Origin of the sequence: Enterococcus sp. AZ095a (assembly GCF_050546735.1) — a bacterium.
GTDB lineage: Bacteria > Bacillota > Bacilli > Lactobacillales > Enterococcaceae > Enterococcus_D > Enterococcus_D entomosocium.
In genome coordinates, this window is the sequence record NZ_CP172953.1 from 811,554 (window position 1) to 832,997 (window position 21,444).

Annotated in this window: 12 protein-coding genes; all 12 read left to right on the forward strand. The window is 37.7% G+C overall.

Translation table 11 applies throughout. The features are described from left to right. The first annotated feature begins 38 nt into the window (after nucleotides 1-38). Entirely contained in the window at nucleotides 39-755 is a 717-nt protein-coding gene (locus tag IGJ26_RS03685) for a GntR family transcriptional regulator (RefSeq protein WP_005237422.1), read from the forward strand. A 182-nt stretch (nucleotides 756-937) separates the two neighbouring features. Next, on the forward strand, nucleotides 938-1,366 hold the full coding sequence (locus tag IGJ26_RS03690; RefSeq protein WP_008377173.1) for a GNAT family N-acetyltransferase: 429 nt from the start codon (nucleotides 938-940) through the stop codon (nucleotides 1,364-1,366). 1,308 nt (nucleotides 1,367-2,674) lie between these two features. After that, the gene (locus IGJ26_RS03695; RefSeq protein ID WP_005237418.1) at nucleotides 2,675-3,025 is read left to right on the forward strand and encodes a hypothetical protein; all 351 of its coding nucleotides are present in this window, start codon (nucleotides 2,675-2,677) and stop codon (nucleotides 3,023-3,025) included. After that, nucleotides 3,022-3,843, forward strand: coding sequence for a WxL domain-containing protein (locus IGJ26_RS03700; RefSeq protein ID WP_005237417.1), 822 nt, complete (start codon nucleotides 3,022-3,024; stop codon nucleotides 3,841-3,843). Before IGJ26_RS03695 ends, IGJ26_RS03700 begins: the two co-directional genes overlap by 4 nt. 80 nt (nucleotides 3,844-3,923) lie before the next feature. After that, nucleotides 3,924-5,003 carry a DUF916 and DUF3324 domain-containing protein gene (locus tag IGJ26_RS03705; RefSeq protein ID WP_086299163.1) on the forward strand — a complete coding sequence of 360 codons (1,080 nt, stop codon included), beginning with the start codon at nucleotides 3,924-3,926 and terminating at the stop codon, nucleotides 5,001-5,003. Then, nucleotides 4,996-8,229 carry a lectin-like domain-containing protein gene (locus IGJ26_RS03710; RefSeq protein WP_086316942.1) on the forward strand — a complete coding sequence of 1,078 codons (3,234 nt, stop codon included), beginning with the start codon at nucleotides 4,996-4,998 and terminating at the stop codon, nucleotides 8,227-8,229. Before IGJ26_RS03705 ends, IGJ26_RS03710 begins: the two co-directional genes overlap by 8 nt. Nucleotides 8,230-8,761: 532 nt before the next feature. Continuing rightward, entirely contained in the window at nucleotides 8,762-10,252 is a 1,491-nt protein-coding gene (locus IGJ26_RS03715; protein ID WP_430599883.1) for a helix-turn-helix domain-containing protein, read from the forward strand. Between the two features lie 1,208 nt (nucleotides 10,253-11,460). Then, on the forward strand, nucleotides 11,461-13,131 hold the full coding sequence (locus tag IGJ26_RS03720; RefSeq protein ID WP_225869261.1) for a poly alpha-glucosyltransferase: 1,671 nt from the start codon (nucleotides 11,461-11,463) through the stop codon (nucleotides 13,129-13,131). 89 nt (nucleotides 13,132-13,220) lie between these two features. After that, a complete protein-coding gene (locus IGJ26_RS03725) occupies nucleotides 13,221-18,221 on the forward strand; it encodes an LPXTG cell wall anchor domain-containing protein (protein ID WP_430599884.1) in 5,001 nt (1,666 codons plus the stop codon). A 94-nt stretch (nucleotides 18,222-18,315) separates the two neighbouring features. Then, the gene (locus IGJ26_RS03730) at nucleotides 18,316-19,041 is read left to right on the forward strand and encodes a class A sortase (protein WP_233499089.1); all 726 of its coding nucleotides are present in this window, start codon (nucleotides 18,316-18,318) and stop codon (nucleotides 19,039-19,041) included. Between the two features lie 66 nt (nucleotides 19,042-19,107). After that, a complete protein-coding gene (locus IGJ26_RS03735) occupies nucleotides 19,108-19,926 on the forward strand; it encodes a hypothetical protein (RefSeq protein ID WP_016621803.1) in 819 nt (272 codons plus the stop codon). Then, nucleotides 19,919-21,436, forward strand: a complete 1,518-nt coding sequence (locus IGJ26_RS03740; protein WP_008377200.1) for a hypothetical protein — start codon at nucleotides 19,919-19,921, stop codon at nucleotides 21,434-21,436. Before IGJ26_RS03735 ends, IGJ26_RS03740 begins: the two co-directional genes overlap by 8 nt. The last annotated feature ends 8 nt before the right edge of the window (nucleotides 21,437-21,444 follow it).

The window sequence follows — 21,444 nt, forward strand, 5'->3', positions numbered from 1 at the left end:
TATCATGTTATAATTAACTGAAAGAGTGAGGTGGAACTATGGTGAATAAGTTTCGGGATATATATGACACTTTGAAAAATGAAATTAATGAGGGACTCTATAACGATACAATGGTTTTACCGACCGAAATGGCGTTAATTGAGCGATTTGGTACTAGTAGAAATACAGTTCGCAGAGCGATTCAACTGCTTAATGAAGATGGATTGGTTTATAGTGTGAAAGGAAGAGGGGTAGTTATTCTTGAAAGAATCGAGATTGACAAGAAGTCTTTCAAGGTAGGAAATTTTCAAGGATTGAAGGCACTATCCGCAGATACTGAGGTCGAAAAAAAAACAATTGTGCAAGAATTTCACGAGTTGACTGTTGATGATTCATTAGCAAAAAAAATTTCATTTCCGGTTGGTGAAAGAGTATACCTTGTGAAACGATTACGCCTCATTGATGGGAAAGCGATGATGTCAGATACGAGTTATTTCAAAAAAAGTATCGTTAAGGGTCTTAATGAGAAAATCATAGCCGGATCAATCTACGACCATATCAAACAAAACTTAGATTTTAAAATCGCTGCATCAAAGTCTATAATGAAAGTTGAATCTGCAAAAGATTCTGACTTTAAAGAATTAGCTTTAGGAAAAAATAATTGTGTGGGAATATTGGAAAATGCGGTCTATAATGATATGGGAAAATTATTCGAATATACGACAATCAGGTATATTCCTAACGAATATGCACTCATTTCATTTGATCAAAATTAAAAACTGGTTTAGCTAAATAACATAAAAGATCATAGCAAAGGGATTTCTAGTACATTGTCTGTATACTTTTTTTCTATTGCACTTGTACAAATCAACTAGCTGTCATTTATTTCTAAGTTGATAAATGAATGTGAGTTATCTAAAACAAGACCGAATAAAAAGCCAAAAGGTGGGAGAATACTATGAGAATTAGAGCTGCTGCATTGTCTGATCATAAAGAACTAGCTCATTTGTCGAAAGTACTAGGCTATCCAATCGAAGAAGAAGTATTGATCGAAGGCCTAAAGAGAATTTTAGCTGAGGAGGATCATCTCTTGCTGGTCGCTGAAATAGAGGGAAAAGCAGTTGGAATGATTGAAGCACAGCCATATTCAACAGTTTATTCTGCCGGGCGATTTTTTAATGTCCTAGGTTTGGTAGTGGATGATCAAGTGCAAAAGCAAGGCGTTGGCGGGAAACTACTGTCGGCAATTGAAGCAGAAGCCCGACAGCGAGGAATGCAAGGCATTCGATTAAATTCGAATGTCAAACGCCATGCTGCCCACAAGTTTTATGAAAACCATGGCTACCACAGCAGTCATGAACAGAAACGGTTTATCAAGGAATTATAAAAATGCAAAGACGCTGGAGGAGTGACAAACGACTCTTCAGCGTCTTTTTTGTATCCACGTTTTTATTTGTTCAATTTAAGACAGAAAATCTAGGTTCTAAGGGATCAATGCTAGCTGTAGCCTTCAGATACAAATGCATAGATCATGGAGGAACATTTCTTTAATCTTTTAGTGAAGAGGATAATTTTATTAACTGGTCCACGAATAAATAGATAATTTTCTATTTCTATGACTTGAATAGTGGTAAGAAAATCACTCAATCGTTGAGGAAAATGGACGTACATTAGATAAACCCATTTAATTGCTACATTTTTATCCGTCTAATCATAGGAATGTATTAATGTTTGCTAAAGATCAATCAGATACTCAAACTTTTTTAGTTTTTGATAAGCTGATTTTCCTTTTCTTGAAAGTTTCACTTTGCTGAATTTAAATCGTCTTCGATTGGCTGATAGCAAGGATCGATGTAATCGAGTATTGATGATAGATTCAATTTCATTCTCTTCTTCTGTGGTTAATTTGATAGGGGAATACCCGCTTTTAATCAAAGAATATGAATATTCCAGACAGCTCATTTTATAAATAAAAGCAGTCAATTTTACTTTTTCGACCCTCATTTAATCACCCTTTCTTCTTAAAATATAGTAGTAAAGAAGATACAAAATTGCCATTCGATATTTACTTCGTGTTATGCAAATATTGAAAAAGAGATGAGTTTATGATGGAAGTTCCCTCTATTTATGGCCTGTTATTTTAGCAAGAAAGTTTTTTTTCTTATCTACTGATTTTTAATAACTAGAAGAAATACCCGGTATTGATATGAATAGCCTAGCTATATCAAGGGAATGACACAGGAAAGCAACAACTTAAAAAAAGCAAGACCTAAAATTTTTAAAAGCTGCTTTTTTTGTTTTTTTTTGCACGGTATTTTTGCGAATTTGGTGCCATTTTAAAAATGATTTTTACTATTTTTTTATTAAAAAACAATTGTTTTCTCTGGGGGGACTTAGTATGCAAGAAATAATAAATGAATATACGGGTTATAAATAATTGTTATTTTTCTCAAAAATGCATGGCGCTATGAAAATTTCGATTTTGATTTTTTCTTACCCACTTGTAATCTATTAGATGCAAGAAGCAAACAGAACGCACCGTTTTTTTTCGAAAAGTTGAATCACTAATTTTAAAAGGTAGACTAAAAGATTTATTTTTCAAAAATATCTGTTAGAAGTGATTCAGCTTTTATAAAAGAAAAATACAATGAGTCATCTAAATTGATGGCTAATTTTCACTAAAGGAGGGTGGTGAATGAAATCAAAAATAGGTGAGGGAATGTTGGTCTTTTGCATAGTAGTTTTCATCCATTTTCCAACTATTGTTTATGGTACACAAACTCAAGAAGTGAAAACTGAAGGCATGATTAGTTTCACTGGTACATACGAACCCATTGGCGCGCCAGAGCCTAAGCCACCAGTTCACGTTGTCAAGCCACCTTCAGATGGTAGTTCAAGTTTGGAAAAAACTTTTCCACAAACAAATATGATCACAAACACTTGGTGGAAATCGATTGGATTAAGTTTACTTATCATTGTCGTTTGTTGGTGGGGGAAAGCATTGAAAAACATATATGAATTAAAAGAAAGTAGGAATGAAATATGAAATTTATTCGTTTAGCGTCAATTGCCGTATTATCTACCACTATTTTAGCTGGAAGTGCGACCAAAGCTTATTCACAAGAGGTTCGAGATGTAACCTCGAATGGACAAGTTGAGTTTCGTCCGGCGGGTGAAGAGGATGGAGAGCTAGAGGTGGTGAATCCAGTACCAAATCCAGATGTGGAGATTGAACCCGAAATTCCTGGGACCACTGGAGAATTATCCATCATGAAAGTAGCAACGATGAATTTCGGTACACAAGTAATTTCTAATCAAGATAGAGAATATAACATGGTTGCAGAAATGCAGCAAAAATCTGGAACAACGGGTGACGATAATAAAGTACCTTATGTCAGTTTTGCTCAGGTTCATGATCTACGAGGAACAAATGCCGGTTGGGATCTAGAAGTTAGTTTAAGTAATTTTGAGTCACAAACACAAAACAATATTTTGACGGGTGCTTGGATAGAGTTTGTTGGTTCTGAGATTAGGTACGAGGGAAGCAATAATTTAAATTCACCTAGCGCTCATGAAGATAATTTAGAACTACTCACAAACGGGGCTGCTCGTTCAGTGATGAGAGCGATAAAAGGTCAAGGCGCCGGGGTTTCTTCAGTTGTCTGGGGAAATCAAGAAGAACTGACAAATCAATTTTCCTCAGAAGATTTTGATTCTAAAAATGATGTTGTAGAAAATGGTGCCATCAAATTGCATGTTCCGGGTTCTACTGCTAAAGATGCGACCACGTATAAGGCAACACTGTTATGGGATTTGACAACGACTCCTAATGGCGATGTTGGTGATGAAGAAAATAATATTTAGTAAGAGCAGGCACCAGAAAACTTTATGAAAAATTCTCTACAGCGTTGCATGAATGTGTAGCGTTGTTTTTTTTAGAAAGGATGATTCATTTGAACCATACTCATATATCTACTTATTTACAGCATTTGTTCCTTAAATATAAGGTTTTTTTTCTTCTTTCGATTTTCTTGTTTCCAGCATTGGTCCAAGCCGAAGAAAGTAGCCTGAATTTTCATGTTGTACCGGAATTACCTGCTAGCCAAGTAGACAGTACAAATAGTTACTTTGATCTGAATCTAGCACCAGGTTCAAAAGAGAAATTGTCCTTAAAGCTTCATAACGGGAGTGAAGAAACCATTCAAGTGCGAATCACCCCTCATACTGCTTATACCAATGTGCATGGTTTCGTGGAGTATGGCAAAAAGGCAGAAGAACCGGACCCAACATTACTATATTCTCTTGACGAATTGATTGAATCACCAGATGTGGTCGAGCTCAGTGGAAATGAAACAAAAACAGTGAACTTATCACTTCAAATGCCAGACGCTTCCTTTGATGGATTTCTAGCAGGTGGGCTGCGTATTAGTGAAGTGAAGGAAGAGACAGAAGAAACGGTTAGTGAGCAAGAGGGGGTTGCAGTAAAAAATGAATTTGCTTATGTCATAGGAGTTGTGGTCAGCAATACTCGAGATTCTGTAGAACCAGATTTAGAACTCTTAGATGTTTTCCCAAATCAATTGAACTTTCGCAATGTAATTAGCGCGACGATTCAAAATGTGACGCCAACCTTTGTGAATCGACTAGCCATTAAAGCGAGTGTTCAGCGCGAAGGTGAAACAGAAATTCTTTATGAGGCAAGTGACGAGCAAATGCAGATGGCACCTAATTCCCACTTTCATTTTCCAATTCCTTTGGGAGGCGATCGTTTTGAAGCTGGCAATTATCTTTTGAAACTGACAGCAACTTCTAAAGGGGAGTCGTGGTCCTGGGAACAAAAATTTACGATTGATTCTGAAAAAGCGCGAAGTTATAACCGTACAGATGTCACGATTGACGCAAGCACAAACTGGTGGATGATAGGATCACTTGTTTTATTTTTTGCGTTATTGGGGATGATCGTTTACGAACTCTATAAGAAAAAGCTTAAAAGAAAGTCAGGAGGTGTGAGATCGGATGAGTAAATTATTTAGGAAAGCGGTAATTTATATTATCGCTTTCAAAATGATTGCACAATCATTCTCTGTACCATTGAACATGGCTTTTGCAGAAACGCTTACTGATTTTGATGATGTGTCTGAAACTAATGAATTTCCTTCTATCGTGGAGCAAACAGAAGCGGATGAATTAAAGGATGAAACCTTTCATTTTTCTGATACTTATCTTAAAGGAAAAGTATCAGAACCGATAATCGTAAAGATTTTTTCAAACAGTGAGTATCTATCTGTTCCTATTACTTTGCCAGAAGAGGCACAGATTGTTGAAGAAAAATTACCAGAGGGTATTTCTATAAAACAAGAAGCACAATTAGGTCGGTGGCTAATTGAATCCGTTCGTCCTCAAGATACATTTGACATTCCTTTGTTTTTCGAAGTTCCAGGGAAATATCAAGTATCTGTATTAGAAAAAATACTTGTTCTTGAAATAGAAGAAGAGCAACCTACAAATGATGCTAGGGACACAGAGTCAGAGGAAAACAATGGTATTTTTCCTGATGAAGATGGAATTGCTGGACAAGAAAGTGTAGAAACGGGTATTGATTATGAAGCATACAGTGAACATCTTGAGTTATTCAATGAAGTTTTTGAAGGCACACCATTAAACGAGAACAGAAAAGTTATCGTAGATGTGAACAATCTGCAAGACTATTTTCATTTTATTGGCAACGCAAAGAATGACGGTTTTGGTCAAGTGACACTCACGGAAGAAGTAACCAATCAAGCCGGTGCCATAACTCTAAAAGAAAAAATGCTCTCTGGTTATCCTATGCGAGTCACTGGCTCGATTAATACTGGACGTCTCAGTAATACGGGTTTAGGTTCGAGTAGAGGTGGCGATGGGGTCGGCTTTGGTTTTCATGCGGATGACTTAGATGCTGTAGGTGAAACAGGTCAGGGGATGGGGCTTGCAGGATTGGCTTCTTCTTTTGGCTTTAAAATTGATACGTATAGAAACAGTAGTGCAACAGCTCTAACTGAAGCGGACCCCTCGTCAATAGATGGAACTTCAAACTCTGCATTTGGTGCATTTGTTTATACAGACTCAAACTCAGGCATCCTGCGAAACTATCAAGGGAATGAAGCGCCTCCTCGAGTCACAACAAATCCCAGTAATAACTCTTTTCGAAATTTCTCGTTAGTTTACAATCCCGGTGTCGACAACAAAATACTCAGTATTAGCTATGAAGGAAGAGTATGGCGAGTTGATGTTTCTCAGTGGATAGACACAGAAGACTTATCTTTTATCATTTCTGCTGCGACAGGTGGGTCAGTCAACCTCCATCAAATTCGTCTTGATCGCTTTGAGTATGTGGCAGCAGCTACGGAATATGATTTTATTGAAGGGGATCGGACCAATTTTTTGGACCATTTTCATTTGAGCGGTTCGGCAATTTATAATGACCAAACTGGAATCGTCACACTAACCGAGGATAGGAGTAATCAAAACGGTAGTATTTTACTTAAAGAAAAATTGAGTAATATGCATCCTTTTGAGTTTAAAGGTCGTGTCAATATTGGGAATGGAAACGGAGGACAAGGAGCATCGGGTAGTTCTTTGAGCGGAAGTGATGGCGGTGATGGAATAGGTTTTGGCTTCCATCAATCTGAACTTGATACGTTAGGTCAGTCTGGACAAGGGATGGGCATAGCAGGACTGCAAAACGCTTGGGGATTTAAATTAGATACTTATCACAATCGTGTGGATTCGGGATCTGCCACTGCAGATTTAGACGAGTTTCGATCAACTGGTGTTTGGCCTTTGGTTACCCACAATCCACATGGGTCATTCATCTATACCAGAGACGATGGAATGTTGACTAGCCATGTAAGTAACAATAACGATAGTTCAGCAGCAAAGGCGATCTTAAGGAATAATAATAATTTATTTAGAGAGTTTAAAATGACCTATAATCCCGGAGAGTATGATTCGATTTTGTCAATTGAGTATAATGGTCAGGTTTGGCACCATGATGTCAGTGAATGGCTATCTAGTGGAAATGTTACTGCTTTGTCTTTTATTATTTCAGCAGCAACAGGCGCTCAGAGTAATCTACAACAGATAGAGGTAGATTACTTTAAATATATTGTTGGAGAGGGATCGGTCAACGTTGAATACAAAGATATTGATACACAGGAGAATATTTTGTCTGGGGAATCCTTTACGGGCAAGTTGGGTGACTCCACTTTCATCGATCCTAAGAGTAAAGAAAGTGATGAACCATTTCTTAATGGCTATGATTTTGTAGGAATTAGTGAAGACTCCTCTTCGCTGATTGACGACAAAGGATATTACACATTTTCAGATGAAGAAAAGACAATTGTTTATTACTTTACTAGAGCAAAAAATGAAGTCAAAGTGATGCACGTCGCCGAGCCAGGAACGATTGTTATTAAAGAAGAAACCGTTGAAATTCCCGTGAATCAACACAAAGAATTTTCTGCAGAATATTTTGAAGGATATGAACTCTTATATATTCAAAATGATGAGGAAATCTTAGAAGATGTGCAATCTCTTACTTTAAAAATTCAAAGAGACTCTCCCAAATGTATCAGATTCGTTTATATAAAAGAAAATGATCGTGTTTCTCCGTTAGATCCACTAGCTCCAGATAAAGAAGTAAATCCTGAAAATCCCTCATCTCTGCCTGAAAACCAGGGATTGTTCAGTATTGATTTTGCATCCAATTTTTATTTTGGCTCCTTTGCAATTTCCGCACAAGACAAAAGATATTACGCTAAGCCACAAAGATTATTATCAGTTGATGGAATGTTCATTGAAGAGGAGATTCGACCAAATTACGTTCAAGTCAGCGATCGCCGTCCATCAAATACTCGTGGGGGATGGGAGCTCTCTGTGAGTCAAAACGAGCAATTCTATAGCGCTGAAACAGGATCGGAGTTAACAGGGGCAAGCTTTATATTCCAGAATCAACAATTAGTTTCAGTACAAGATGGCATCGAACCTGGCTTGCAGCAGACGACACCTATCACACTTATTCCTGGTGGAGCTAAACGCACGGTTTTAAAAGCTCAAGGAGCTGAAGGGACGGGAACATGGATTTATCGATTTGGTGATTTTGAAAGTGCTGGTCGAAGTGTGATTTTAGAGGTTCCTAAGGGGGCCAATCCTGATGCTGCAAGTTATAAAACGACATTAACCTGGGAGTTAAGTTCGGTACCATCTAATTGATTTCTCTCGTGAAAAAGTTTGTTTCTTTGGCTTATATAGGAAAATATCAAGTGAAAAGGTCTGCGATGGAGTTGATAGCTACTATCCATGCTACCGTTCGTTTAAGTTTGGACAAGTATTAAATCGAGAATCAGAATAGCCTATACGTGCATTTTGACAGATCATCTACACGTCATTCAATAATGATAAATCAATGATTCCTCCCTTTTTTATGGGCGCACATAAATTATTCTGACAGATATTAATATAGGTGTCTTTCTTTGTTTAGTTGAAGGCTTACGATACTTTTCTGATCGCTTAACAGGTCTCTTTGTGGTGAAGTCTACAATCAAGGTATGTTTCTAAAATGATCAGTGTTGGATAGGGATCCATTGTTCAAGTGATAGAAATTTCTTAAAACATACCAGAGTTCCTAGGTTCTAAAAGAACTAAATGAATGCTAATAGAGCGAATGATACTTATGAACAAAGCGATACTAAAGCGAGTATTAGCAATCTATTTAAGTACTAGTTAGTAGATGGAAAGATAGAAAATGATTACAAATAAAGCGAGGAATATGATGCGTGAACTTCAAATTGCTTTTATTACAAGTCCTATGATCAGAAGATGGATGCGAATTTTAACTATTATAGAACAAGAAGAGACTTTTACAACTATTACGCTAGCTGATAAATTGGCAATCTCCCAACGTACACTAGTCAAAGATATTCATTTAATAAAAGAACACTTCGGTGATAGTGTTGCTATTTATTCAAATAATACTGGTTTTCGTTTTGCTGAAATCGATCGTCTAATGTACCAAGAGAAAAAAGAGGAACTTTTAGACCAAGATGCACTTTATGAAATATTGGAAAGAATTTTTTATGGTGATTTTGCTGACCTCGATGAACTCGCACATCAGTACAATTATGCAGAAACTACCCTAAGACGTTTTTTAAAAAAGACACAACCAACATTGGAAGAATACGATCTTAGCCTCAGCTTTAAACCTGTAAAATTTATTGGAGAGGAGTCAAACATAAGGAAATTTTTCTTTGATTTTTATTATGGAGGCGAACAAACTCCACAAACGGTTCGCCCCCCAGATGACCTGCATGCAATTATTCGAAAAGAACTTTCAGTAGAGTTGAAAACTTATAAAATAGGAACGGGAATTTCAATTGCTGCCTTCTATTCATTACTTTACTTGACTATGGTAAGAGTAAAACAAGAACAGTTGATTAAGGTTCCCAAATGGGCTAAGAGACTCGTTTATCAGGATGAGGATTACCAGTTATTTGAGTCACTGATCCCAATCATTGATAGAGAATACGGAATTCTCCTGCCGAAAGATGAGTTAGTCTGGCTCTATTTAATGATTGTATCAAAACGTACTACAAGTTGCTTGGAATACGAGCAGTGTTTTTTGCTGCGATTTGATCAATGGCCTCAAACTACTGCAATAGTCACTGATTACTTTTCAAATGAACTCTTTAGTCAATGGGATCGTCCTTTGTTAATAACCTTTACGAGGTCTTATTTCATTGCATGGCAATTAAGTAACGCCCTTTGGCCAATATGGAATAAACAGCAAATAGAAGTGAGACATATTGCCATGCAACAATCATCCTATGAAAAAAATGTAGAGTTCCTGAAAAAACATCAGGAGGAATTAAGATTATCTGCTACAGCACTTGAAGAATTAGCTGTTGGATTTACTTTATTTATTGAACTTTTAATTCATTCTCATCAGCCTCGTCAAAATATTTTATTTTTATTGGAGGGCGATTCAATGGTGGTTCAAAGTATCCGTCTTCAAGCACAACGTTTGTTAGGCGAAAGCTATCAGCTAAATTTTTTATCCTTACCAGAGTTGACAGAGGAGCGCTTAAAATCTAATAAAACAGATTTAATAGTCACGAATTACCGACCATATATTTTTGATTATGAGTTGGAGAAAGATTATCTCCTTATTAATACAATTCCAAATCAGAAAGATTGGGATCAACTAATGCAGAGGTTAAATACTTTAGTGACAAGTTAACTTGATTAAAAAATACGTTTTGAAAATCAAGACAGATAATCTTATTAAAATACTTACTAGGGTTGATGATTTTACTTATTCAAAGATTAAGTACAAAAAGCAAAATTGTACACAAATCGAAAGATTGGAATTCATCATACTTTTTGTGTGCACTATGATTATTTTACAACTCGTCATATTAAGGTATTGTGATGTTTCTATGGGGATTCACGAGGGAAATTAATGATGAGTCATGCTCATTAAATCTCATAATAATTACCGATTAATCGATGAGATGGTCAAAATGGAATTCGTTACTGGTAAAGTGAGAACATAAAAATTATTAGCTAGCGAGTAGCAGTTACGATTGCGTAGAAAAGGACGTGAGTTCTTTTCTACGTATTTTTTTGGTTTGCCTCATTGATTGAGTTGAAATATTTGAAGGGTTCATTTGTTATATATGGAAGGGATATTTCTCTTATTACATGAATCGTATTAGGAAGTTTTAAATAAAAGTAGGCAAATTATATAGTAATAAGTTTATATAATGAAGATTTTGATGGCTAATTTATATTAAGCTTATATACCGATACAAAGCGAAATATTCTTTCTTTTTATTAAAATTAACAAAAGATTATATAGATGGAAACGTTATCGAACCATAATGGGCTTTCTTCTTATTCCAATTTTTAGCGAAGTTTTCAAAAAAGACATATGGTTATTATTTGTTATATTAACGCTAAAAAAATCATCTTTTTATCTGCGTTTCTGAAAAGTGCAATATGCTATGAAAATTTAGATTTTAATTTCTTCACTACCCTGTGTAACCTTATATGTGTAATGAGGATGCGTAATTTCAATACTTTTAATTAGCGATCAAATTCATTGTTTTCGATCGTGGAAATATTCACTATTTGCGGTAAACATCCTTTTTTATTTTATAAAAGCGAAGCAGGTAAGTAATAAAATTTTAGGATCTATAGAAAAGAACGCAGCATGTCATCTTAGCTTTCGAACCAAAACCTTATTTTTCAATGACGCTCCTTAAGAAAAATGGTTCAAGGAAAAGAAAAAGGGGGATGAGTACATCAAATAGTTAGCTATCTCACTACATGTATAAACAGTCATGAGCATTCATTGAAATCATAGCAATGGGTAAAAGTTTAACGCAATGAATGGAAGATTTATCTCAAAAACTGGTCAAACTGATTAAATTGGAGAGTTGTTCAATGTTAAAGCACTCAAAGTTAGTTCAAATTAAAGCAAAACTTAGTAGCTATTATGAAAAAAGTAATATGCAAGGTCAAACGGTCATCTACATTTCGTGGTCAACTGGTCAAAGTAGGGCAGAAGTAAAGTCTTTCTGCTCGAAGGATTTTGATAGAACATGGATTAAGGTTCAAAGATTTTTTGAAAGAAATAATTTGAGTATGGTCAAGTATCTCAAATTTGATGTTGTCATCTACTCAAAGAAAATTCCTTATCAAAAATTTGACGAAATGCTAAAAGAAACACCAAGAAACAACTATTTTCGATATGGGATCGCTTTTGATGAGGAATTACGTATTTCTTTGCTGGAAGAAGAAATTAATGGGAATATGATTTTCCAACCGGATAGAGAGCATAAAATTGGGAAAAATAAACCAAATTTATCTTTCAATCATGTAAATCTGAGCAAATATCTTTTCCGGAAATATAAGAAACCTATTATTTTACCCGATCCCCTCAAGGCTATCACCATTTTTAGAACGAGAGGAATAATGGTGAATGAAGGCTCGGAACTCTATGAGCTTCAGTATCGTGGACCGGGGATCAATGTGAGACAGCATTTGAAGAAAAATATTGTATCTGATTTAGAAAGAGTGATTAAAGATGGGCGCAAATATTTAAGCGACCAAATACTTGATTCAGGAAAATTCATATATGGCTATTTTCCTCAGTTTAATAAAACGCTAATCAACTACAATACGGTAAGACATTTTTCCACTTTGTATGCGTGGTTAGAAGCAGTCGAAGACTTAGAAACCTATGAAGAAGATCTTCCGAAAATTAAGAGTGGGCTTGACTGGGGGATTCAAAACCTAACGACTGATATTGAAGGACACTTGCTTTTCAAAGATATTATCGATCGAAGAATCGACGCCTTTGAATACAAACTTGGAAGCAATGCGATGGTGCTGTTAGCATTTTCAAAGTATCAAGAAATAACTGGTGATTTACAGTATGAAGAAATTCTTATCAATACGGTGAAAATGATCAAAGAATATTTTATTCAAGATGGAGATACAATTCACGTTCTAAACGAAAAGTTAGAAGTAAAAGAGGCTTTCCGGACAGTTTATTACGATGGCGAAGTACTATTCGGTCTCGCTAGAGCGTATAAGCAAATTCCAGATGATACCACTTTATCATTAGCGGAATCAATTTTGAAAAAATTAGTAGAAAAAAAATATTATAAATACCATGACCATTGGATAAGCTATGCCGTTAATGAGCTATCAGCTTTATTACCTAAAGAGGAATATTATGAGTTTGGTATTCGAAATGCTACAGAAAATTTGAATTTTATCAACAAACGAGACACTGCTTATCCTACCATGCTAGAACTTTTAGTTGCGGCTGCTAAATTTGTTGATCACTTAGATACAAGTGAACAATATTCACATTTGTTAGAGAAGTTTCCTAAAGCGAAGGATATAAAACCAACTATGGATAAGCGAGCGTTGCATGAAATGAACGTAGGGGTGTTTTATCCGGAGGTTGCTATGTATATGGCAAAACCAAATATCATTGCTGGTGGTTTTTTTGCAAGACACGATAATTTTAGAATGAGAATAGATGATGCAGAGCACTTTTTAAGTGGACTAATCAATTATAAGAATTATCTCAAAAGCAATTGAGGTTCACTTAATTGCTAAGTTTATATTTATTTTGAATGTGAACTTAGCAATTAATAGAAATCTTATTAATTACTAAAAGGGAGGAAAAAATGAAAAATCAATTTGATCACGTTCAGTCATTGAATAGGAAAAATATTAAGAAAAAAAATGCTAAAAATAAACTAATTTACAATGCTATGATTGCTGGTGTAATTACAAGCGGCTTGTTTGTAGCTGAAACAAAAGTAAATGCCGAGTCTGTAAACGTTACAGATAGCACAGGAGGCTATGAAGAAGTTGCACCTCGAATAGGGATTAACTTTGGCTTCACAGATAAGTTCAATAAATTATCTGCAGATGAGGACGGGATTCACATAGCAACAGCAGGTGAATCTAATACATGGCTAAACATTGGTTTGATTTCTCAATTTAAGCAAACGATCTATTTAGATCCTGATTTAGCAGATCAATTCTTCTTAACCCCAAATTATACAGACTATATTTCAGGAACGATTTCTCGACCGTCAACTTTCTTAGGTTGGGGTGATGTAACTGAAGACATTAAAGATGTATGGGATGCGAGAACCGGCATTATCTCAGGTTATGAAACGATGGGGTATGATCCTGATACCCATTCCATCACCTATTATACCCCTAACTATTTAATTCAGTTGAGTAGTGTAGATATTGCTATTGATCTAAAGATTGATTTGGCAAGATGGAAAGAAGATAATCCTCGAGACAACATGGTGATTAGGAAGGATAATTACTCTGTTAGAAGTGTAACAACTAGTGCAGACTGGATTGTTATTGGAGGTAGTGGAACAATATCCGGGGAACTTTCTTCTGAGGGGATTTATAACACTTGGATAGAGAACCCGGTAGAGACGACTACATTATTAACTTCTGACGATCAAAATTTCTATGGAAATGGGAAGCAAGATCTCGTTAATGAACATGATACCGATTATTTTGTTGAACTATTAGTCAATGGTGTACCAAGAGATACAATTGGTATGGATGAAGACGGCAATTGGGAATACGATTTTGGTAGTTTTCTGCGAGAGGGTGATATCGTTACCGCAAGGGTAAAAGGAGTTCATCAATACGTATTGCGCAATGGAAAAAGGTATACAAAATATTCTGGTATTACTTACCATAGCACAGGTACAGATATTGTAGACTATGAAGATTGGGTAGTAAGTAATCCAATAGTTCATCAAGCGTACACTGGTGAGTATTTAGTTACTGGGTTAAACTTGCCACAAAATCGTCAAGCGGGAAGAACGTATGATTTAGTATTGACTATTGAAGGGCAGGAAGTCCTAAGAAGAGAAAATATCTCAAATGATTTTGAATTCTCTTCAATGTGGATCGTGGATGGATCACCAGCGCCGTTGCCTGAAGGTGCAGTTGTTGAAGCATATGTCATTGGAAAACAAGATGGGCATGAAGATAAAGTAAGCTCAACAACTACGATGATTGTTGAAAATATCGATGACTATGATCAATGGGAAGTTCAAGCTGCAAGAGTTGATCCATTAAAAGAAGACGATCAACTGATTAGTGGAAGTGTTCGACTTCAGAGTAGAGCGTACGAGAGAAGCTATAACTTAGAACTACTGGTGAATGGCCGTCTCGTTAATACTGAAGAAGATATTCCAGTAACAAGTAGAAGTTATGTATTCGCATATGATGTAAATGAATTAAATCTAGATCTTTCTTATGGCGATGAAGTAACAGTCAGAGTTGTCGGACAACAACCGGATGTTGCTAATCCGAGTCAGATAAGAACTAAGGCAGTTGAGACAACAGTAAATGTCGATGACACAACTGGCTACAATAACTGGGTAGTCAATCAACCCAAACTAAATGATATCTATGTTGGTGACAATGTAATAACAGGAAGTCATGAACAAGATGATACATTTGGTAGAACGTATTCACTTGACGTTTATATCAATGGTGAACTTGTAGAGAAGAATGTACCAATCAATGCTAGCGGTGAATTTGAAATTCCACTAGATGCTGAGCTCAATCTTGGTGATGAAGTAAGTATTGTTGTAAACGGACATCAGGAAAATCGTGATGATAAACAGTCTGATATGGTTGCTGTAATTATACAAGAACCTATTGATACTGACTCAGATGCTGATTCCGATTCAGATTCCGATTCAGACGCCGATGCTGATGCTGATTCCGATTCCGATTCAGATGCGGACGCCGATGCTGATGCGGATTCAGACTCAGATGCAGATGCCGACTCAGATTCCGATTCAGACGCTGATGCCGATGCAGATTCTGATTCCGATTCAGACGCTGATGCCGACTCAGATTCCGATTCCGATTCAGACGCTGATGCTGATTCCGATTCCGATTCCGATTCAGATGCGGACGCCGATGCTGATGCGGATTCCGATTCAGATGCCGACGCCGATGCTGATGCTGATTCCGATTCCGATTCAGATGCGGACGCCGATGCGGATGCTGATTCAGATGCGGATTCCGATTCAGATGCGGATGCCGACGCCGATGCGGATGCGGACGCCGATGCTGATGCGGATGCCGATGCCGACTCAGATTCAGATTCAGATGCGGATGCCGACGCCGATGCCGACTCAGATTCAGATTCAGATGCAGATGCAGATGCTGATGCGGATTCCGACTCAGATGCGGATGCTGATTCCGATTCCGATTCAGACGCCGATGCAGATTCCGATTCCGATTCAGATGCGGACGCCGATGCTGATGCAGATTCAGATGCGGATGCTGATGCCGATTCAGATGCGGACGCCGATGCGGATGCCGACTCAGATTCCGACTCAGATTCCGATTCGGATGCGGATTCAGATTCCGATGCCGATGCCGATGCGGATGCCGATGCTGATGCAGATTCAGACGCTGATGCGGATGCAGATTCAGACGCCGATGCAGATTCCGATTCCGATTCAGATGCCGATGCGGATGCGGATTCCGATTCCGATTCAGATGCGGACGCCGATGCGGATGCCGACTCAGATTCCGATTCGGATTCTGATTCCGATTCCGATTCCGATGCTGATGCCGATGCTGATGCAGATTCAGACGCAGACGCTGATTCAGATTCAGACGCCGATGCAGATTCCGATTCAGACTCAGATGCAGATTCCGATGCAGATTCCGATTCCGACGCTGATGCGGATGCAGATTCAGACGCCGATGCAGATTCCGATTCCGATTCCGATGCTGATGCGGATTCCGATTCCGATTCCGATTCCGATGCCGATGCGGATTCCGATTCCGATTCAGACGCCGATGCAGATTCCGATTCTGATTCAGATGCGGATGCGGATTCCGATTCAGATGCCGACGCCGATGCGGATGCCGACTCAGATTCCGATTCCGATTCCGATTCAGATGCGGATTCCGATTCCGATGCGGACGCCGATGCGGATGCGGATGCCGACTCAGATTCCGATTCAGATGCGGATTCCGATTCCGATTCCGATTCAGATGCGGATGCTGATTCAGATGCGGATTCCGATTCCGATGCGGATGCCGACGCCGATGCGGATGCCGACTCCGATTCCGATTCAGATGCTGATGCAGATTCCGATTCCGATGCGGATGCGGATGCGGATTCCGATTCAGATGCGGATGCCGATGCGGATTCCGATGCGGACGCCGATGCGGATGCGGATTCCGATTCAGATGCGGATGCGGATGCGGATTCCGATTCCGATTCCGATTCAGATGCCGACGCGGATTCAGATTCCGATTCAGATTCCGATTCCGACGCTGATTCAGATGCGGATTCCGATTCAGATGCGGATGCGGACGCCGATGCGGACGCCGATTCAGATGCGGATGCGGACGCCGATGCAGATGCCGATGCGGATGCGGATTCCGATGCGGATTCCGATTCCGATTCCGATGCGGACGCCGATTCAGATGCGGATGCGGACGCCGACTCAGATTCCGATTCAGATGCTGATGCTGATGCAGATTCAGATTCCGATTCCGACGCTGATGCGGATTCCGATTCCGACGCTGATTCTGATTCCGACGCCGATGCGGATGCGGATGCCGACTCAGATTCCGATTCAGATGCGGATGCCGACTCAGATTCCGACTCAGATTCCGATTCCGATTCAGATGCGGATGCCGACTCAGATTCCGATTCAGATGCGGATGCTGATTCCGATTCAGATGCCGACGCCGATTCAGATGCGGATGCCGACGCCGATTCCGATTCCGATTCAGATGCCGATGCGGATGCTGATTCCGATTCAGATGCTGATTCAGATGCAGATGCTGATTCCGATTCAGATGCGGATGCAGATGCTGATTCCGATTCAGATGCGGATGCGGATGCGGATTCCGATTCCGATTCAGATTCCGACGCGGATTCCGATTCCGATTCAGATTCCGACGCTGATTCAGATGCGGATTCAGATTCAGATGCGGACGCGGATTCCGATTCAGATTCCGACGCGGATGCAGATTCCGATTCCGATTCCGATGCGGACGCCGATTCCGATGCGGATGCGGACGCTGATGCTGATGCTGATTCCGATTCCGATGCGGATTCAGATTCCGATGCGGATGCGGACGCCGATGCTGATTCCGATGCGGATGCAGATTCAGACTCCGATTCAGATTCCGACGCCGATGCTGATTCCGATTCCGATTCCGATTCCGATGCGGACGCCGATTCCGATGCGGATGCGGACGCCGATGCTGATGCGGATGCCGACTCCGATTCCGATTCCGATTCAGATGCTGATGCTGATGCGGATTCAGATGCCGATGCGGATGCTGATTCCGATTCCGATTCAGATGCTGATTCAGATGCTGATTCAGATTCCGATGCGGACGCCGATGCTGATGCGGATTCAGATGCCGATTCAGATTCCGATGCCGACGCCGACGCAGATTCAGATGCGGACGCCGATTCCGATTCCGATTCAGATGCGGATGCTGATTCCGATTCAGGCTCTGGCAATAAGAAACCGGGTAGCAAATTACCACAAACAGGTTCTTCCTCGATTGCAGCCTCAGTTGTTGGTGGTTTAGCATCTGTAGGTGCTGGATTTGGATTGTGGAATAGAAAGAAAAAGAAAAAGAAATAAAAATAGAAAGAAATAAAAATTGGATTGTTGATAGAACACACTCTTCGTGTTCTATCAACAATTTTAAGGATTAATAGTTTAGAGGTCAATGTATATGGCTAAAGACACGCTGAAGAAGTATATATCCAATATACTCATAGTATTTTTAATAATTTTAGGGGCAATAGCTATTTTTAGTGTTCCTCTAAAAAATCAAATCATTAATATGAATGTAAAACAGTTTTCCATCGAAAATATGACAAAGGAACAAGTGAAGGAGAATCATGAAAAATTAACAGAATTAGAAAATGATCCCATTGAAGAAAACAGTTTTGATTTTGAGTCAATCTCATTGACAAGTTTGTCTTCGATTGTCAGATTACAGCTAGATGAAAATAACGAAACAGTAGCTAAGGATAGGACGATGGGCGCAATTTTGATTCCAAGCGTAGGTATTGACTTACCTATTTTTTTTGGAGTAACAGATTTTACGTTAAGTTTTGGAGCAGGAACTATGAAACAAGACCAAGTTATGGGAGAGGGAAACTATAGTCTTGCAAGTCATAGAAGTGAAAGTAAAAGCTTATTATTTAGGCCTTTAGAGCGTGTGGAAATCAATGATTTGATTTACATAACAGACTTGGAACAAGTATATATCTACAGTGTTTCTTTTAAAGAAATCGTAAACCCAGAAAGTACGTATTTAATTGAAGATATCCCCGATCGGAAGATGATTACTCTTGTGACATGTGATGATGCCAGAGGAACAAGAAGACTAGTAATTCAAGGAGAATTGATAGAGACAGTGGAATATCATAATGATTTTTTTGAATCTACTTAAAAATTAAATTAATACTTACTTTTCCAATGGAACAGACGGTGTACCAAAAAACTCAATTAAGATAGGGTGAAAAAATTGTATATCTATTTATCTGTGCTTCTCGTGAGCATAGCCTTATTAATACTCATCTCATGGAGGATTTTTAAAGAGCGACAATTAAAGAAAACAGAATTAGCAATTGGAAATGATTTGCTGCTAAAAAAAAAATTAATAGTTTTTAAGCAAATACAGCAAAGTGTAAATATCTGGATTATTTTAGGTGTGACTGCCACAATGCTCCTTAGCCTAATTACATTAGGAACATTACAAATGAAAGAGAAGAAGTATGTAGAAAATGTTTCGGGAGAATTAACGAAACTAGAAAAACAAGTAGATGAATTATCAAAAGCACAAGAAAAATTTTTGGAACTATCAATCTATAGCTATCCGGAAGAGGGTATTGGTCTTTCTGAGATTGATTGGAAAGATCTCCTTGCACAGATAACGCCAGAAGAGCGTTTTGTTTATGAAGAAAAAATAGGCAGGGATCTTACGCCCTATTTTGGTCGTACTGTGTCAATCATCACTAATAATGTACCTTTACAATACTTAATTTTGTCAATCTATATTGAAGTAAATAATCAACAAGATCTACCAAAGATACAGGAAAATATCGAAGTTTATTTAAGCGAAGTTCAAGACATAAGTTTTTTAAATCAGGCAAACATTCAAATTTTTGATAGCGATACAGAAACTATGATTTCTGATGAAGTATTTTTAAGGACAGATTCTGGTGAACTAGAATTGCTTGAAAAGGGCGATGATAGTGTGGAGCAAGAAAATGAAAATAAGACTGAAGTCAAAGAAAAAGTAGAGCAAAAAGGAGAAGTAATAACGAATGGCTAAGAAAGAAAAAAGTTTTTACAAAAAATTATTAGATGAAATTCAAGAAGTAAATGTTGAGTCTATTGATCTATATGACACTGAGTCTGAGTTAGAAAGCGATAAATTAGTCAAAGAGCACTCTCAGGAGAATAACAATAAGAAACAAGAGCGAACTGAACAACTTGAAAAAAAGGTCAATACATTAGTAGCTGAGAAGAACAATTTGCTTCAAGAACTAGAGATGAGTAAGAAAAACCATCAAAGAATAAATAATGATCTTAGCGCAATAAAAGAAATCCAGAAGCAGCAGGAGAATAATTTAAAAAAGATTACCGAAGATCGAAATAATTTAAAGGAACAATTACGACTAGCTCTTGAAGTAAACGAAACGACTGAAAAGGAATTACAAAAATCATTAAAAGAGAGAAACGAACTTTCAACTAAAGTAAAAGAGATTACAAGCCAAAAAGAAAAAATTGAAAATGACTTGGAATCAAAGAACAAAGAGACTAAAGACGGAAGTAATTTGAAGGAACAATTACGATTGGCTATTGAAGTCAAGGAAACGACTGAAAAGGAACTTCAAAAAGCAATAAATGAAAAAAATGAACTTTCAACTAAGTTAGAAGAAATGGTTAGTCAAAAAAATATGGTTGAAAGTGAATTGAATACACAAAACCTAGAGTTAAGAACAAAATTAGAAGAGATTGAAAATCAAAATAAAAATTCAGAAATAAAAGAAGCGTATCAGGAGTTAAAAAATAAATTCGAAACTAGTAAGAAGGATAACCAATATCTTACACACGAACTAAATAAAGCAACACAAAAAGTAATTGAATTAACACAATCATTAGAGCAATACGGCCCTAATCATTTAAATAGTGAAGAATTAGAAAAAGAAAATACGGAAGATTATCGAATTGAACAACTAAAAAGCCAATTAACCAATGTTATTGCTGATACACAAAAAAGATATGATGAATGGCAGGTCGAGAAAGAGCAGTTAAAGGCAACCATCAACAAAGTTGAAGAAAGCTATGAAGAAAAATTAGAAGAAAAACAACATGAGATTGATACTTTGAAAGATAAGCTTTCTGAGAAAGAAATAGCAGAATTAGTTATTACAAAAAAAGATATTCCAAAAGCAATCCAGGACCTTCAGGAACTAGAGACAGAACTTGAAGAAATTCAAGAAGTTCAAGAATTAAAAAAAGAGTTGAGTAAATTAACAAAAGAAAAAGAGAAGTTGCAAAAAGAGAAAGAAGAGTTCGAAGAGGAAATTGGTGAAGTATTAGCATTCGCAAAACGAAAAGCTAAAAGAACTGTCGAAGAAGCACAGTTAGAAGCCAATAAAATGATTCGATTAGCAGAAGTACGTGTTAGTTCTATTCATGAGAGAGCAAAAGAGATTCTATTCGACGTAGATGAAACAAAAGACGAAGTGACAAATCTTTTTGAAGATTTGCAATTTAAAGTAAAACAGCTAGCACATAATAAATTACAATTTAATGACTTTGAAGAATACAAATAATTTTTGTG

Excerpts from the sequence above, each read along its gene's own strand:
- IGJ26_RS03705 (WP_086299163.1), top strand. The coding sequence starts at position 3,924 with ATGATTCATTTGAACCATACTCATATATCTACTTATTTACAGCATTTG.
- IGJ26_RS03725 (WP_430599884.1), top strand. The coding sequence starts at position 13,221 with ATGAAAAATCAATTTGATCACGTTCAGTCATTGAATAGGAAAAATATT.
- IGJ26_RS03715 (WP_430599883.1), top strand. The coding sequence starts at position 8,762 with ATGATTACAAATAAAGCGAGGAATATGATGCGTGAACTTCAAATTGCT.
- IGJ26_RS03685 (WP_005237422.1), top strand. The coding sequence starts at position 39 with ATGGTGAATAAGTTTCGGGATATATATGACACTTTGAAAAATGAAATT.
- IGJ26_RS03700 (WP_005237417.1), top strand. The coding sequence starts at position 3,022 with ATGAAATTTATTCGTTTAGCGTCAATTGCCGTATTATCTACCACTATT.
- IGJ26_RS03730 (WP_233499089.1), top strand. The coding sequence starts at position 18,316 with ATGGCTAAAGACACGCTGAAGAAGTATATATCCAATATACTCATAGTA.
- IGJ26_RS03695 (WP_005237418.1), top strand. The coding sequence starts at position 2,675 with ATGAAATCAAAAATAGGTGAGGGAATGTTGGTCTTTTGCATAGTAGTT.
- IGJ26_RS03710 (WP_086316942.1), top strand. The coding sequence starts at position 4,996 with ATGAGTAAATTATTTAGGAAAGCGGTAATTTATATTATCGCTTTCAAA.
- IGJ26_RS03740 (WP_008377200.1), top strand. The coding sequence starts at position 19,919 with ATGGCTAAGAAAGAAAAAAGTTTTTACAAAAAATTATTAGATGAAATT.
- IGJ26_RS03690 (WP_008377173.1), top strand. The coding sequence starts at position 938 with ATGAGAATTAGAGCTGCTGCATTGTCTGATCATAAAGAACTAGCTCAT.
- IGJ26_RS03720 (WP_225869261.1), top strand. The coding sequence starts at position 11,461 with ATGTTAAAGCACTCAAAGTTAGTTCAAATTAAAGCAAAACTTAGTAGC.